This window comes from Azonexus sp. MM2026_4 (assembly GCF_055901855.1).
Genome location: NZ_CM148380.1, coordinates 181,254 through 196,934, shown reverse-complemented (window position 1 = coordinate 196,934; position 15,681 = coordinate 181,254). Strand labels below are relative to the sequence as shown.

7 protein-coding genes are annotated in these 15,681 nt (G+C 67.0%); 4 read left to right on the top strand and 3 right to left on the bottom strand.

The window, feature by feature from the left end:
- Positions 1-10: 10 nt before the first annotated feature.
- Both AC0KWY_RS00840 and fumC read right to left on the bottom strand, forming a co-directional pair.
- Positions 11-550: an antibiotic biosynthesis monooxygenase gene (locus tag AC0KWY_RS00840; protein ID WP_474027763.1), complete on the bottom strand. Its 540-nt coding sequence runs from the start codon at positions 548-550 to the stop codon at positions 11-13.
- 33 nt (positions 551-583) lie between these two features.
- Entirely contained in the window at positions 584-2,080 is a 1,497-nt protein-coding gene (gene fumC / locus AC0KWY_RS00835) for a class II fumarate hydratase (RefSeq protein WP_474027762.1), read from the bottom strand.
- Positions 2,081-2,595: 515 nt separating this feature from the next.
- Here fumC and AC0KWY_RS00830 point away from each other — a divergent pair.
- From AC0KWY_RS00830 to AC0KWY_RS00815, 4 genes are all read left to right on the top strand, one after another.
- Positions 2,596-3,879, top strand: coding sequence for a helix-turn-helix domain-containing protein (locus AC0KWY_RS00830; protein WP_474027761.1), 1,284 nt, complete (start codon positions 2,596-2,598; stop codon positions 3,877-3,879).
- A gap of 81 nt (positions 3,880-3,960) precedes the next feature.
- The gene (locus AC0KWY_RS00825; RefSeq protein WP_474027760.1) at positions 3,961-4,221 is read left to right on the top strand and encodes a DUF1840 domain-containing protein; all 261 of its coding nucleotides are present in this window, start codon (positions 3,961-3,963) and stop codon (positions 4,219-4,221) included.
- 7 nt (positions 4,222-4,228) lie between these two features.
- Positions 4,229-6,352, top strand: a complete 2,124-nt coding sequence (locus AC0KWY_RS00820; RefSeq protein ID WP_474027759.1) for a chemotaxis protein CheB — start codon at positions 4,229-4,231, stop codon at positions 6,350-6,352.
- Entirely contained in the window at positions 6,265-6,843 is a 579-nt protein-coding gene (locus tag AC0KWY_RS00815; RefSeq protein ID WP_474029689.1) for a PAS domain-containing protein, read from the top strand. Before AC0KWY_RS00820 ends, AC0KWY_RS00815 begins: the two co-directional genes overlap by 88 nt.
- On the opposite strand, the gene AC0KWY_RS00810 is transcribed toward AC0KWY_RS00815, so the two are convergent.
- Positions 6,826-15,606, bottom strand: coding sequence for a GH36-type glycosyl hydrolase domain-containing protein (locus AC0KWY_RS00810; protein ID WP_474027758.1), 8,781 nt, complete (start codon positions 15,604-15,606; stop codon positions 6,826-6,828). The genes AC0KWY_RS00815 and AC0KWY_RS00810 overlap by 18 nt on opposite strands.
- Between the last annotated feature and the right edge of the window lie 75 nt (positions 15,607-15,681).

Sequence of the window (15,681 nt, the reverse complement as noted above, 5' to 3'; positions counted from 1 at the left end):
CGCAGCGGCGTCAGCGGCCCAGCCAGTCGGCGGCCAGCCGGGTCAGGCGCGGCATGATGACGTAGGACATGAGGACGGCGACCAGCGCCGTCACCACCGCCGTGCGCAGCAGAAAAGGCAGGTCGCCCAGCAGCGGGGCGACGAAGGCGAGCAGCAGCGCCACCGTCGGGAAGATGCCGCACCAGCTGAGCAGCGTCATCTTCCAACGCCGCAGCATCCGCTGCGCCGGCACCAGGGTCGGCCCGAACCAGGCGTCGAGACCGTGCAGCAGGCGGTACTCGGGCTCCCCCTCGGCCACCGCCGCCAGCCGCGCCATCCACTCGGCGCGGACCGGCGACGCCTGCCAGCGTTCGAGATCCGCCTGCTGCGCGAAGCGCTGGATGATCTGGTACTCGCCGCCGACCTCGACCGGCGGAATCAATTCGGCCGCCACGTAGCCGGGAAAATGTCGCGCGTCGGCAAACATTGCCCCCACCAGGGCCTCGTAAGCATCGGCACAGCCCGGCCTGGCCCGCCGGCGTACAACCCGGAACACCGTCTCGCCACCCATGTCAATCTCGATAAAATAATTAATATCGAGATTTTACAAAGCCAACTCGGGAAAGCACCAGCAATTTTTCCGGCCGCGCCCCGTTGGCCTAACGAGCGACTCATGTTGCGGGGGGACGCTCCCCGATTGACCCGGCTCGGGATAGGAAGATGGCAACAGGATTGAACGCATCTGCCGGTCGAACTCATCCCCGCTAAGGTAGCCCAGCGCCAAGGCGGCATCGCGCAGCGTGCCGTTTTCCCGCTGCGCCTTGCGCGCAATTTCGGCGGCGCGTTCGTAACCGACCCGCGGCACCAGCGCCGTGACCAGCATCAGCGAGCGCTCAAGCTGTTCGGCGATGCGCTCGTGGCGGGCTTCGATGCCGCGGACGCAATGCAACTCGAAACTTTCCATGCCGTCGCTGAGCAGGCGGATGCTCTGCAGCAGATTGTGGGCGATCAGCGGTTTGCTGACATTCAGCTCGAAGTTGCCCGAGGCGCCGCCGAGGCTGACCGCCACGTCGTTGGCCAGGACCTGGCAGCAGAGCATCAGGAGGGCCTCGCACTGGGTCGGATTGACCTTGCCGGGCATCATCGAACTGCCCGGTTCGTTCTCGGGAATGCTGATTTCGCCGAGACCGGAACGTGGCCCCGAGGCCAGCCAGCGGATGTTGTTGGCGATCTTCATCAACGCCACGGCCAATGTCTTGAGCGCGCCGTGCATGGCGACCAGTCCGTCGTGCGCGGCGAGTGCGGCAAACTTGTTGGCGGCGCTGGTGAATGGCAGGGCATGCACGCGCGAGAGCTCGGCGGCCACCCGCGTGCCAAATTCCGGAGCGGTGTTCAGGCCCGTCCCGACGGCGGTTCCGCCAATGGCCAGCGGGTAGAGCGAATTCAGCGCCTGGGCGATGTTCGCCCGCGCCTGATCGAGCTGCGCCACGTAGCCCGATAACTCCTGGCCCAGTGTCAGCGGCGTGGCATCCTGCAGATGGGTTCGACCGATCTTGACGACGCCGGCAAACGCCGTCGCTTTGTCGTCCAGCGTCACCCGCAAGCGGACCAGCGCGGGCAGCAGCTTGCGCGCAATGCCCAGGGTGGCTGCCAGGTGCATGGCGGTCGGAAACACGTCGTTCGAGGACTGGCCGAGGTTGACCTCGTCATTGGGATGGACGCAACGATCTTCGCCGCGCCCGGCGTGGAGGAGTTCCGAAGCGCGATTGGCGAGCACCTCGTTCATGTTCATGTTGGTTTGGGTGCCGGAGCCGGTTTGCCAGACCGACAGGGGAAATTCATCCGGGTGGTGGCCGGCAAGGATTTCGTCGGCGGCGGCGATGATGGCGTCGGCCTTGTCCGGCGCCAAGCGGCCAAGATCCGCGTTGACTCTGGCGCAGGCGCGCTTGACGGCGGCCAGCGCGGCGATCAGCTCGATCGGCATGCGTTCGGTGGATATCGAGAAATGCGCCAGCGATCGTTGCGTCTGCGCGCCCCAGAGCCGTTCGACGGGAACGGCAACGGTACCTAAGGAATCATGCTCGTTGCGAGTGGTATGCATGGTGGCTGACGACTCCCATGTTCTGAGGCTCTCGGTCGATGGCGCGGCGAGCTGCCGGCCATGGCTTGACCCTGCGCCTTTGCGGAACTTCCAGACGGTGCATCGAAGCAAAGCCGGCGGGTTTCGCCGAGTCTGCCCTCGATGCAAAGAACGGCACCTCATTTTCAATCTAGCACCTGCGGTGGACAACACGTCGAACATATTTCGGACATCGCCCGCCAGAAAGCTTACGCTCGAAAATTGCGCGCCTGAGGATCGCAGCGATTCTTCCGACGTTTGAGGATAGGATGTCGAAGCTAGCAGGAAGCCGGATGCGCGTATGTTGGCAAGCGCACATATCTTCTTCGCATCATTTTCTATGATGTACCGAGCTCGGGATTCATTGACAACCGGGCAGCAAAAACGACCAGCGGTCAAATCGAGGGAGTACCGACAAACTCCCCTTGCCTATCGACACCCGCATCCGGTGTCGCCATCCGCCAGGAAGCTTCTGGCGGAAACCCCGTGGAGATGCCATGCCCGACGAAATGACCTACAGCCCGAAACAGAACCGGATTCTCGGCGCCCTGACCACGAACAACTACGCTCGCCTGCAAGACGACCTGGAACTGGTACACCTGGAACTCGGCCAGGTTCTCTACGAGTCCGGCGATGCGCCGGGCTACATCTATTTTCCGGTCACCTGCATCGTCTCGCTGATCTTCACCACCAGGAAAGGCGGCACCGCGGAACTGGCCATCACCGGCAACGACGGCATGGTCGGCATTCCGCTGGTGCTGGGCGGCGATACGACGACGCACCGGGTGGTCGTGCAGAGCGCCGGGGCCGCCTACCAGGTCAAGGTTGAAATCATCCGCTGGGAACTCGACCAGGGCGGCGAGTTGCAGCATCTGGCGCTGCGCTACACCCAGGCGCTGATGACGCAGATGGCGCAAAGCATCGTCTGCAACCGCTTTCACACCGTCGACCAGCAACTGTGCCGCTGGCTGCTGCACAGCCTCGACCTGCTGCCCGGCAATCAACTGAAGATGACGCAGGAACTGATCGCCAACATGCTGGGCGTGCGTCGCGAGGCCATCACCGAGGCGGCGGGCAAATTGCAGGCGGCCCGCCTGATCGAATACAACCGCGGCCATATCACGCTGCTCGACCGTCCCGGCCTGGAAGCCCGCGTCTGCGAATGCTACGCGGTGGTCAAGAGCGAGTACGAGCGGATCTTCCGCCTGAAAACGGATATCCGCCCCGCCCGCCGCATCCGGCCCAATCCGGCCAACCTGCGCAGTCGCGCCGAGGCCCGCCTGCTGCGCTCGCCGCATCCGGAACCGAAAACCGCCTGGGACAACGCCCAACTGGTCCATGAACTGCAAGTGCATCAGATCGAACTGGAAATGCACAACGAAGAACTGCGCCATGCCTATGAAGAAGCCGACAACCTGCGCGAGCGTTACGCCGACATCTACGACTTCGCGCCGGTCGGCTACTTCACGCTGGATACGCTCGGCGTCATCATCGACATGAACCTGGCCGGCGCCGTGCTGCTCGGCACCAAGGGTTCGCAGAAAAGCCGGCATCGTTTCGCGGCTTTTCTGGAAAACGATCGGGTGCCGGCTTTCAATCGCTTCGTCGATGAAGTGCTGCACACGAAAAGGAAGCTGCACTGCGAATCCGTACTGATGGCCAACGCCCATCGTCCGGCAACGGATATCCGGATCGAGGCCGTGCCGGATGCCAACCAGCAGGAATGCCGCATGGTGGTCATCGACATCGCCGACGGCATGGGCAGAAACAAGCCCAGCTAGTCCCCGGCATCGGCCCCACCCACAGGAAGGAACACCGATCATGCTTTTCACCTTCAAATCCGCCGCCAGCGCCACCTGATCATGCATGAAGCGAACGGCAGGGAAATCCTTGCCCTGCTCGGCAAGAACCCGGAAGACGCCCGCGGCATCATCACCGTCGACCAACTGCCGGCGGCAATATCAACCTTGCACCAGGCCATCGCGCGCCAACCGGGCGGCGCGGCGGAGGCCAGCGAAGTTGACGGCGAGCCGTCGGTCGGCCTCGCGCAGCGCGCCGTGCCCTTCGTCGACATGCTCGAACGCGCCGCCCGGGACGGCGAACCGGTTGTCTGGGGAGTATGATCCGGCGATGCCGCCCAAAAGAAAGCACGAGCATGCTCCCCTCTCCGCCGCCGATGCCGACGACCTGAGCTTTCCGATCGTCGGCATCGGCGCATCCGCCGGCGGCCTCGAAGCACTCGAGCAGTTTCTCGGCGGCGTCCCGCTCAACAGCGGCATGGCATTCGTCATCGTCCAGCACCTCGACCCCAACCGCCACGGCATGCTCCCGGAACTCCTGCAACGCGCCACGCCGATGCTCGTCAGACAGGCGGGAAACCGGATGAAGATCAGGCCGGACTGCGTCTATGTCATCCCGCCCAACAAGGATCTGTCGATCCTCCACGACACGCTCCATCTGCTCGACCCGGTGGCGCCCCGCGGCTTGCGCCTGCCGATCGACGCTTTTCTCTGCAGCCTGGCCGACGACCGGCGCGAACGGGCGATCGGCATCATTCTTTCCGGCATGGGCGCCGATGGCACCCGCGGCCTGCGGGCGATCAACGAACGGGGCGGCCTGGCGCTCGTCCAGGACCCCGCCACCGCCAAGTTCGACGCCATGCCGCGCAGCGCGATCGACGCCCAGTTGGCCGACATCGTCGCCCCGCCGGGCGAACTCGCGCGACGGATCGTCGCGCACCTGCAGCACCCTGCGGCGCCGTTCGCCCCCGGCCCCGCGACAACGCCGGAGAACGAAGCCAGCCGTTCGGCCTTCGACAAGATCTGCATCCTGCTGCGCGCCCAGACCGGGCATGATTTCTCGCTTTACAAGAAAAGCACGATCTACCGGCGCGTCGAGCGCCGGATGGGCATTCATCGGCTGGGAAGAATTGCCGATTACGTCGGCTTCCTGCAGAGCAATCCGCAGGAGATCGACCTCCTCTTCAAGGAGTTGCTGATCGGCGTCACCAGCTTCTTTCGCGACCCCGCCGCCTGGGCCTGCCTGCAGGAAGACGTCTTCCCCGGCATCATCGGCGGCGAAGCCCATGACAAGCTGTTGCGCGCCTGGGTGGCCGGCTGTTCGAGCGGCGAGGAAGCCTACACGCTGGCCATGCTCTTTCGCGAGACGATCGACCGTCTCAAACCCGCGCACCGGGTGGACCTGCAGATTTTCGCCACCGACCTCGACCCCGACGCGATTGCCCGGGCCAGGCAGGGACTCTACCCGTCCACCATAGGCGCCGACGTCTCGCCGGCACGGCTGGCGCGTTTCTTCGTCGAGGAACACGGCCGCTACCGGATCTGCCAGGAAATACGACAGATGGTGGTGTTCGCGCCGCACAACGTGACGATGGACCCGCCCTTCACCCGGCTCGACATCCTCACCTGCCGCAACCTGCTGATTTACCTGGGAACGGATTTGCAGAAGCGCCTGCTGCCGCTTTTCCACTACAGCCTGAAACCCGGCGGCACGCTTTTCCTCGGCTCCGCCGAAAGCATCGGCAACTTCGGCGACCTGTTTTCCCCACTGGAAGCCAAGGCAAGAATCTATCGACGGAAGGACGTCATGCAGAAACCCCTCGATGTCGATTTCCCGACCCGCCATACCGACGATTCCCCCGCCGCCGGCTCGCCCCCTACGCCCCACATGCCCCCTGCCAACCTGCAAACCCTGGCCGACCAACTGCTCCTGCAGAAATTCTCGCCGGCCGCCGTGCTGACCAATGCCGACGGCGACATCCTGTTCATCAACGGACGCACCGGAAAATATCTCGAACCGGCGGCGGGCAAGGCGAACTGGAACATCCACGCGATGGCCCGCGACGGCTTGCGCCAGGAACTGATGCTCGCCCTGCCCAAGGCATTGCGCAGCGCCGAAGCGGTGACCCTGCCCAACCTGACGATCGACGACAACGGCGGCAATCACTCGGTCGACCTGACCGTCTATCCGATCGCCGACCCCGAACCGCTGCGCGGCATGGCGATGATCGTTTTCGCCGAGGCTGCCGCAGTCGCCAGACCGGCCAGCGGGCGCCGTTCGAAAAACAGCAGGCCGACGCCCGGGTGGCCGAACTGGAGCAGGCCCTGCTCAAGGCCCGCGAAGAGTTGCTGCGCGTCCGCGAGGAAATGCAGGCCGCGCACGAGAAACTCCGCTCGGCCAACGAGGAACTGCAATCGACCAACGAGGAACTGCAGTCGACCAACGAAGAGCTGACCACGTCCAAGGAAGAAATGCAGTCGCTGAACGAGGAACTGCAGACGGTCAACGCCGAGCTGCAGTCGAAAGTCGACGAATGGTCGGCCACCAGCAGCGACATGAAGAATCTGCTGAACAGCACCGACATCGCCACCGTCTTTCTCGACGACCTGCTGCAGGTGCGGCGCTATACCTGCCAGGCGACGCAGATATTCAAGTTCATCCCGAGCGACCTCGGGCGGCCGCTGGCCGATATCGTCCACCGCCTCGACTACCGGGAGTTGCAGGACGACGCCCAGGAAGTGCTGCGCACGCTGGCCTTCTGCGAAAAGAAGATCGCCAGCGACGACGGGCACTGGTACCGGGTGCGGATCATGCCCTACCGGACGCTGGAAAACGTCATCGACGGCGTGGTGATCACCTTCATCGACATCAGCGAGGCGACGCGCCTCGAAATCGAACTCCGCGCCGCCCGCAATCCCGACCCTGCGTCAGCCGACGGGCGCTAGCCGGATCACCACCTGGTGGTCGACCCGGTCGTCGACCAGGGCGATCGCCTGCCCGGCCTGCTCGACGCCATCGACCACGAGCGTGCCTGCGGCGGCAGCCGAGCCGGCCGTCGCTTGCCAGACGGCGATATGGAATGTCGTCTCCCGGTAGCGGTAGCGCATCCTGAAACCCGGCCACTCGGCGGGCAGGCAGGGTGACAGGTGGAGCCGGTCGCCCTCCCGGCGCACGCCGAGCAGCGATTCGACGCACAGCCGGTACATCCAGCCGGCCGAGCCGGAATACCAGCTCCATCCGCCGCGTCCGAGATGCGGCGCGACGGCGCAGATGTCGGCGGCAAGCACGTAGGGCTCGAGCTTGTAGGTTGCGCACGCGGCCGGCGATCGGGCGTGGTTGATCGGGTTGATCATGGTCGCCAGTTCCCAGGCCTGCGCGCGTTCGCCGAGCGCGGCAAAGGCCATGGCGGCCCAGATTGCGCCATGGGTGTACTGCCCGCCGTTCTCCCGCACGCCCGGCATGTAGCCGCGGATATAGCCCGGATCGAGCGGCGATTTGTCGAACGGCGGATCGAGCAACTGGATCAGCCCGGCCTGGCGGCGCACAAGCAACCTATCGACCGCCTGCATCGCCTCTAGCCCGCGCGGCCGCTCGGCCACCCCGGAGAGCACGGCCCAGCTCTGGGCAATCGAGTCGATCCGGCATTCGGCGCTGCTGCTCGAACCGAGCGGCGTGCCATCGTCGAAATAGGCGCGCCGGTACCAGGCGCCGTCCCAGGCATGGCGCTCCAGGCTCTGGTGCAGGCGCGCCGCTTCGCCGACGCAGAACCCGGCGAACGCCGGATCGCCCTGCCCCGTCGCCAGCTTGCCGAACTGGCTGAGCACTTCGTGCAGGAAGAAGCCGAGCCAGACGCTCTCGCCCCGGCCCTCGATGCCGACCCGGTTCATGGCGTCGTTCCAGTCGCCGGAACCCATCAAGGGCAGGCCGTGCGCACCAAAACCAAGGCCGTGCCGGATGGCGCGCACGCAATGCTGGTAAAGGCTGGCGCTGTCGGGGGAAAGCAGCGGCAACTCGTAGTAGGAATCGGCCTCCGGGTTGATCGGACGCCCTTCGAGGAAGGCGACGGGAACGGCAAGCACCTCGCTGTCGCCGGTCGCCTGCACATAGCGGCAGACCGCCAGCGGCAGCCACAGATAGTCGTCCGAGCAGCGGCTGCGGATGCCGCGCCCGGACGGCGGATGCCACCAGTGCTGGACATCGCCTTCGACAAACTGGCGGCTGGCGCAGCGCAGCAGATGTTCGCGGAACAGCGCCGGTGCGCAGTGAATCAGCGCCATCGCGTCCTGCAACTGGTCGCGGAAGCCGAAGGCGCCGCCCGACTGGTAATAGCCGCTGCGCGCCCAGATCCGGCAAGCCAGCGTCTGGTAGAGCAGCCAGCCGTTGGCCAGCAGGTCGAAGGCCGGGTCCGGCGTCTCCACCTGCACCGCGCCGAGCGTCTGCGTCCAGTACTGGTCGACGGCGGCGAGCGCCGTGCGCGCCGCCAGCGGCGCCCGGAAACGCGCGATCAACTGCGCCGCTGCCTCGCTGCTGCGTGCCGCCCCCAGGCGGAAGACGATCTCGCGCGACTCGCCGTCGGCCAGCTCGCACGGCACCTGAATGGCGCCGCAGGGGTCGAGCCCGGCGCCGACCCGGCCGGACAGACGCGCCCGTTTCAGGGCGGCGGGCGCCTGCAGGCTGCCGTTGCGGCCGATGAATTCGCTGCGGTCGCCGCTCAGGGTGCAGGCGGCTTCATCGACGTCGAAAAAGGCGACCTGCCCGGCGAACTCGGGACCGTAGGGATTGCGCGCGAGCAGCGCGCCGCTGCCGGCGGCGACCTCGGTGCTGACGTGCATCGCCGTTTTGCTGCGCAAATCGCCCAGCACCCACTCGACGTAGCCGGTGACCGACAGCTTGCGCGGTCGCCCGGAAACATTGCGCAGTTCCAGGCTTGAGAACTTGACCGGGGCATCGATCGCGACGTAGATCGTCAGCTCCGACCGAATGCCGCCGAGCGTGGTCTGAAAGCGGCTGACGCCGAAGCCGTGGCGAACTTCGTACGGCATGCTGCCGCGCACCGGCCACGGCGTCGGCGACCAGACCTGGCCGCTTTCCTCGTCGCGCAGGTAGAGCGCCTCGCCGCCGGTATCGCCAACCGGATCGTTGTGCCACGGGGTGAGGCGGAATTCGTGGGCGTTTTCGCTCCAGGTATAGGCGCTGCCGCTTTCCGAAACCACCGTGCCGAATTCCGGGTTGGCCAGCACATTGACCCAGGGCGCCGGCGTAGTCTGACCGGCGGCCAGGGTGATGACGTATTCCCGGCCGTCGGCGGCAAAGCCCCCGAGGCCGTTGTCGAAATGCAGTGCCGACCGCGCCGCGTCGCTTGTCGGTGCCGCTTCGGGCGCCGGGCGCCGGCTCGGCTGGAGCAGCGGCAGGCGGCTTTCGGGCGGATTGCGCAATTCCAGTTGCTCGGCCAGCGTCCCCCGGCAGTCGTTGATCACGGCGCGCGCCACCGATTGCAGCAGGATCCGGTCCTCGCTCGAAATCTGCTCGGCCAGACGCACGAAAATGCCGCCCGGGCGGTCGATGACGCTGGCTTCGATGCCCGAGGCGATGAGCCCCATGATCTGCTCCTGCAGCCGCTGCCGGTAGCCGGCGTGATCCTCGTTCCAGATCACCAGGTCGACGGCCAGGCCCTTCTGCCGCCAATAGGCGTGGGCCTGCACCAGCTGGCGGACGAGATCGATATTGGCGGCATCGCCGATCTGCAGCAGGACGATCGGCAGGTCGCCGGAAATGGCATAGCTCCACAGCCCGGACTGGCCGCGCTGGTTGCGCAGGAGCAGCGCGGCCTCGGCGCGCAGCGAGGCGTTGGCGTGGATGACCGAGCCGGCCAGGTGCGCGTAGAGCTGGGCGTCGGCCTCGCTGGCGTTGAGCTGGCGCAGGACCACCTGGCTGTGCGTCCAGGCCAGTTCGAAGACGCGATCGGCGAGGTGGCGGTCCTGGTATTTCTCGATCAGTGCGAGCGCCGTGGCGCGGCTCTCGGCCACCCCCGTCACCAGGTCGATGGTCACCGATTGCTCCGGCTCAAGGACGATGCCATGGCGGATGGCGACGATCGGGTCGAGCACCGGGCCATCGCTGCCGGAGAGCGGGCCGGGCTCGTCCATAGCCAGCGGATTGGCGGTGCTGCGGCTACGCCCGATGAAACGCAGACGATCCGTTTCGGCCGACACCGCCACCGACTGCGCGTCATGGACCGCCATCAGATGCAGCAGCCAGGGCGAGCGCTCGTCCGCCGAGCGGGGGCGGCGGGTGCACAGCACGGCGTTGCGGCCGGGCTGGATCTCGGTGTGCACGAACAGCTTGCTGAACGCCGGGTGCAGTTCGTCGGCGGCCGGCAGCGCGATCACCACCTCGGCATAGCTGGTGACTTCAATCTGCCGGCGCTGGCGCGAATGGTTGGTGATGCGGGTGCGGCGCAGTTCGATGTCGTCTTCCGGCGAAACGACGATGTCGGTATAGGTTTCGAGGCTTCCATCGCCACCGTCGAGCGCGTCGCGCCGGCGGAACTCGGCCCGCCCTTCGGAAAAAATCGCTTCGTAGTGCGCGGGCGGCCTGAGCGTCGGTTGCCAGGTGGTCGACCACGACAGGCGCGTGCCCGACTCGCGGACGTAGCAGAAGCTGCCCCGGTTGTCGCAGGTGGGGTCCTCGCGCCAGCGGGTCACCGCCAGGTCGTTCCAGCGGCTGTAACCGCCACCGGCGTTGGTCACCATCACGTGGTAGCGGCCGTTCGACAGCAACTGCACCTCGGGCACCGGCGTCTGCGGGCTGCCGAACACCCGGATCGGGGTTTCCTCGGCGCTCGCCGCCGAGCGCGCCTCGGCCAGTTCGGCGGTATGCGAGAACAGCGTCGCGACCTTGGGAATGCGCTCCTGGAGTAGCAGGAGAACGGCCTGGAAGAGGCGGTCGGCGACAAAGCGCCGCTGCATCGGCTGATCGTGCAGCAGGTGATCGAGCGCCAGCAGGCTCATGCCCTGGTGGTGCGCCATGAAGGAGCGCACGACGACATGCGACTGGCCGCGCCGCTGGCGGGCCGGCGTGTAATCGACAGCTTCGAAGAATCCGTACTTGCCGACGACGCCTTCCGCGGCCAGGCGCTGCAGGTTGAGGCAGGCGGCTTCCGGTTCGACCATCAGGGCCAGCACCGAGGCATAGGGCGCGATCACCAGATCCTCGGCCAGCCCGCGCTTGAGCCCCAGCCCCGGCACGCCGAAGGCGCGGTACTGGTAGTTGAGATGGACATCGACGGTGTTGTAGCCGGATTCGGAAATCCCCCACGGCACGCCGCGCTGCCGACCGTATTCAATCTGCCGCGCGACCGCCGCCTTGCAGGTCTGGTCGAGCAGGGTGTTGGCGTAGTTGGGCATGACCAGCATCGGCATCAGGTATTCGAACATCGAGCCGCTCCACGACAGCAGCGCCGGCTGACCGCCGGTGGCGGTGAGCAGGCGACCGAGCGAGAACCAGCTTTCCTGCGGCAGTTCGCCCTGGGCGATGGCGACGAAATTGCACAAGCGCGCCTCGGAAGCGAGCAAGTCGTAGTAACTGCTGTCGACCCGTCGTTCGCCGACGTTGTAGCCGATGGTCAGCAGGTGGCGCGCAGGGTCGAAGAGGAAGCTGTAGTCCATCTCCGCCAGCGCGCCGGCCTGGCGCGCCAGCGCCTCGATGCGGGCGCTGCGCTGGCGAGCGAGATCGCCGGCCAGCCCGAGGCGCCACGCCAGTTCGCGCAGCCAGTCGCGGTGCTCGGCCGTCGCCGCCACGGCCAGTTGCGCGTCGATCTCCGGCGCGCGTTCGGCCGCCAATCGGGTCAGCCCGCGCAAGCTCGGCATAGCCGCCTCGCTGGCGATCCGGGCGAACCCTTCGAGCCCCGCCGGGGGCGGCGGCAGGGTCAGCCAGGGCGCCAGTTTCGTGAGTTCGTCATGCAGCTCGGCGAGTTGTCGCAGCAATGCCTGCGCCCATTCCAGCGACTCGTTTTCCACCGGCGTCAGGTCGCGCCCGGCCAGGCTGCCCTCGACCGCCGCCAGCAGTTCGCCGGCGCTGGCCTGCAAGGTCTGCAACAGCCGTTGCATGGCCGAGAGATTCGGCGGCGGCTTGGGCAGCGCCGCCTCCAGCAGCTTGCGCAGGGCGGCCAGCGGGCCGGCGACGGCGGCATCGGCGGTTTCGGCCAGCAGGCCGAGGGTGTCGTTGACGCCGGCCAGCGCGCGCGCCGGCAGGATCGGCGCATCGGCCAGCGCCAGCAGGCCGCCGCGCAGGGTCAGCAGATGCCCGGCCAGGTTGCCGCTATCGACCGTCAACACGTAGAGCAGCGGCAAGGGCTGCAGCGTCTGGGTGTCGTACCAGTTGTAGAAATGGCCGCGATGGCGTTCCAGTTTCGCCATGCTCTGCAAGGCGTTGGCCGTGCGTTCGAGCAGGCGACCGCTCGAAATGTAGCCGAAATCCCAGGCGCTCAGGTTGGCCAGCAGCGACAGGCCCATGTTGGTCGGCGAGGTGCGATGGGCAATCGCGGCGACCCGGTATTCCTGGTAATTGTCCGGCACCAGCCAATGGTCGAGCGGACCGGCGAAGTGCTCGAAGAAAGCCCAGGTCCGGCGGGCGATCCGGCGCAGGAACCAGCCCTGCTCGGCGCTCAACTGCGCCCGGCGATCGGCCAGCGGCCGGCCGAGCCACCAGGCGATGAGCGGCGAGGCCAGCCAGAGCAGCAGCAAGGGGCCGGCGAGCAGCAGCATTTCCGGGTCGCTCTGCAGCAACCAGGCCGCCAGAGCGCCGGCCAGCAGCGGGCCGATCCACATGCTGCGCAGGCAGGCGGCGAGTTCGCCATGGCGGCGCGCGGCCAGTTGGCGTTCGACCTCGCTCGACGGATTCCATTCCAGCAGGTGCCGGTGTGAAAGCAGCAGGCGCCAGGTGGTACGGGCAATGGCATCGAGACTGAAATAGGCTTCGTAGGGCAGGCAGGCCAGTTCGAAACCGAGTTGCCGGAAATGCCGGCCGGCACTGCCGGCGACGGCGGCCAGATGCTGGCGGTAGAGGATTTCGGCGGGCTTGCGGCCGGCTTCGAGGAAGGCGGAGAACAGCGGCGGCACGATCAGGATGCCGAGCATCGCCGCAGTCCACCAGGCCAGCGGCGCCAGCACCGTCCACCCGAGGACCAGCAGCACGCTCAGGGCGCCCGGCAGCAGGCTGCGCCGCAGGTTGTCGATCAATTTCCACTGCGCCAGCGGCGACAGCGGGTTGCGCTGCCGGCAGCGGCCGGCGCCCGGCACGCGCCGGAACAGCCAGCCGGCCAGTTGCCAGTCGCCGCGCAGCCAGCGGTGGCGGCGGATGACATCGGCGCGGTAGCTGGCCGGACAGTCTTCATACAACTGCACGTCGCTGAGCAGGCCGGAACGGGCGTAACAGCCTTCGAGCAGGTCGTGGCTGAGGATGCGGTTTTCCGGGAAACAGCCGCCCAGGGCGAGCTCGAAGGCGGCAATGTCGTAGATGCCCTTGCCGATGAACGAGCCTTCGCCAAAGAGATCCTGATAGACATCGGAAACGACGCGCGTGTAGGGATCGATGCCGGGTTCGCCGCCGTAGAGCCGGGCGAGCAGCGAGCGGTTGGTGCCCGGCAGGCTGACGGCGACGCGCGGCTGCAGGATGCCGTAGCCGCTCACCACGCGCTGCCGCGCCGGGTCGAACTGCGGGCGGTTGAGCGGGTGCGCCATGGTGCCGACGAACTGGCGCGCGGCGTCGCGCGGCAACTGGGTGTCGGTGTCGAGCGTGATGACGTAGCGGGTTCCGGCCAGCGCGGCGAGATCGCCGACGATCAGCGAAAAGCCGTCGCGCCGGCCGTTCATCAGGTAAGCATTGAGTTCGGCCAGCTTGCCGCGCTTGCGCTCGTGGCCCATCCATACGCCTTCCCGGGGATTCCAGCGGCGCGGCCGGTGGAACAGGAAAAAGCGGCCGGCGGCGCTCGCCCCGTCACCTGACCCGAATTTCAGGTTCAGCTCGTCGATGCCGGCCTGCGCCAGTTGCAGCAGCGTGGCGTCGCCCGGCAGCGTTTCCTGGTCGGCGTCGAGGAAATCGGTCAGCAGCGCGAAATGCAGGCTGGCGTCGCGATTGGCCAGGAAACGCACTTCCAGCGCCTCGATCAGGCCGTCGAGACCGGCCGGGCTGCCCAGCATGGTGGGGACGACGACCAGGGTGCGCGAGGCGGGCGGGATGCCCTTGGAGAAATCCATCTTCGGCAAGGGCTGCGCCGCCACCAGCAGGCCAGCCAGCCGGTTCGCCAGCGCCACCGCCAGTTGGCTGGTGGCCAGCAGCAGCGGCAGCGTCAGCAGGATCATCGCCGCCAGCGGCAGGCCGAGCGGCAACGCGTAGATCAGCAGCGCGCCGGTCAGCGCGACGGTGAGCAGGCCGATGCCGCCCAGGTAGAGGGTCAGCGGCAGGCGGCGGGCCGCCCGCGCGATGCTTTCGCCGAGCGTATGGCGGGCTTCGACCAGCCGTTCCAGCAACGGCCGACCGGCGCCGATCAGGTAGAAGCCGACGTGCCCGGCCGCTTCGCCCGCGCCATCCGGTTCGGCGCGACCGGCCAGGTCGACCGCCCGGGCAGCCAGCTCGCCTTCGGACAGCGTCGTCCGCCGGGCGATCGCCTCGGTGGCGTGGCGATAGCGGTCGCGGGTCGCAAAATCCATCGCCCCGTAAACGCCGGCGGGATCGCCGAGCAGGGTTTGCTCGACGACGCTCTGGCTTTCGACGAATGTTCGCCAGTCCATGGCGCCGATGACGCGCAGGCTGCCGATGCTGTTGCTGATCGACACCTGGTCGGCCGCCTGCAACTGGTTCTCGGCCTGCACCATCAGGGCGATGCTCTGTCCGGATTCGGCCAGGTGCTGCTCGATCCAGGTCAGCGGCAAGGACAATGCCGGGCCGTGCCCCTGCAGGCGACGCGCCAGTTCGGCGACGAAGGCGCTGCGCATCGGCGGCGCGGAACGCGCCATGTCGGCGATGACCAGGATCAGGTTCTTCGGATCGCTCTCGGCGGCTTCGAGCATCCGCTCGGCCCAGAGTTCGGCGAGGTTGCGCTCCTCCCAGCCGGCGGCGATGCGCACGCCAACCCGGCGCAGGTTCTCGATGACGGCCAGGCGCAGCATGATCGGGATCGCCCACAACTCGCCCAGGCGCAGGTCGGCCACACTCTGGTAGGCGGCGACGAAGCGGCTCAGGGTTTCCGGATCGACCCGCCCGTCGCCATGCGCGACGGTTTCCAGGGCGATGTCGTAAACCCGCGGCTGACCGCTGCCCAGACGCGGCAGTTCGCGGCTGTAGCCCTTCGGGAAATGCCGCTTGGCGGTGCGGATCTGCTCCTCGATCAGGTAGAAGTTGTCGAGCAGCCACTCCCCGGCCGGCGTGATCCGGCGCTTCTCGGTGGAGCCGGAAGCCAGCCGGCGGCCGATATCGACCAGCGCGTTCTCGTTGTCCGCCAGACGACCGAGCAACTGATCGGCAAAGCGGCCCGCCACCAGCCGGTGGGCGGCGGCCAGCGCCTTGCCGTGCAGCGCCATCTGGTCGGCGCTGTACAAGGCGGCGCGCAGCGGCGGCTCTTCGGGCTGCGGCTCGGCCAGGCATTCGACCGCGAAGCGGCCGGCGAGCAGCCGATGAAGATAGTCCAGGAGCGACTTGCCGAATTTCAAATCTGATCGCCTTTCCGTGCCCAAAAAAAATCTCACGGCGCTTGCCGCGCCGTGAGATCAACTTCATCTACCGAC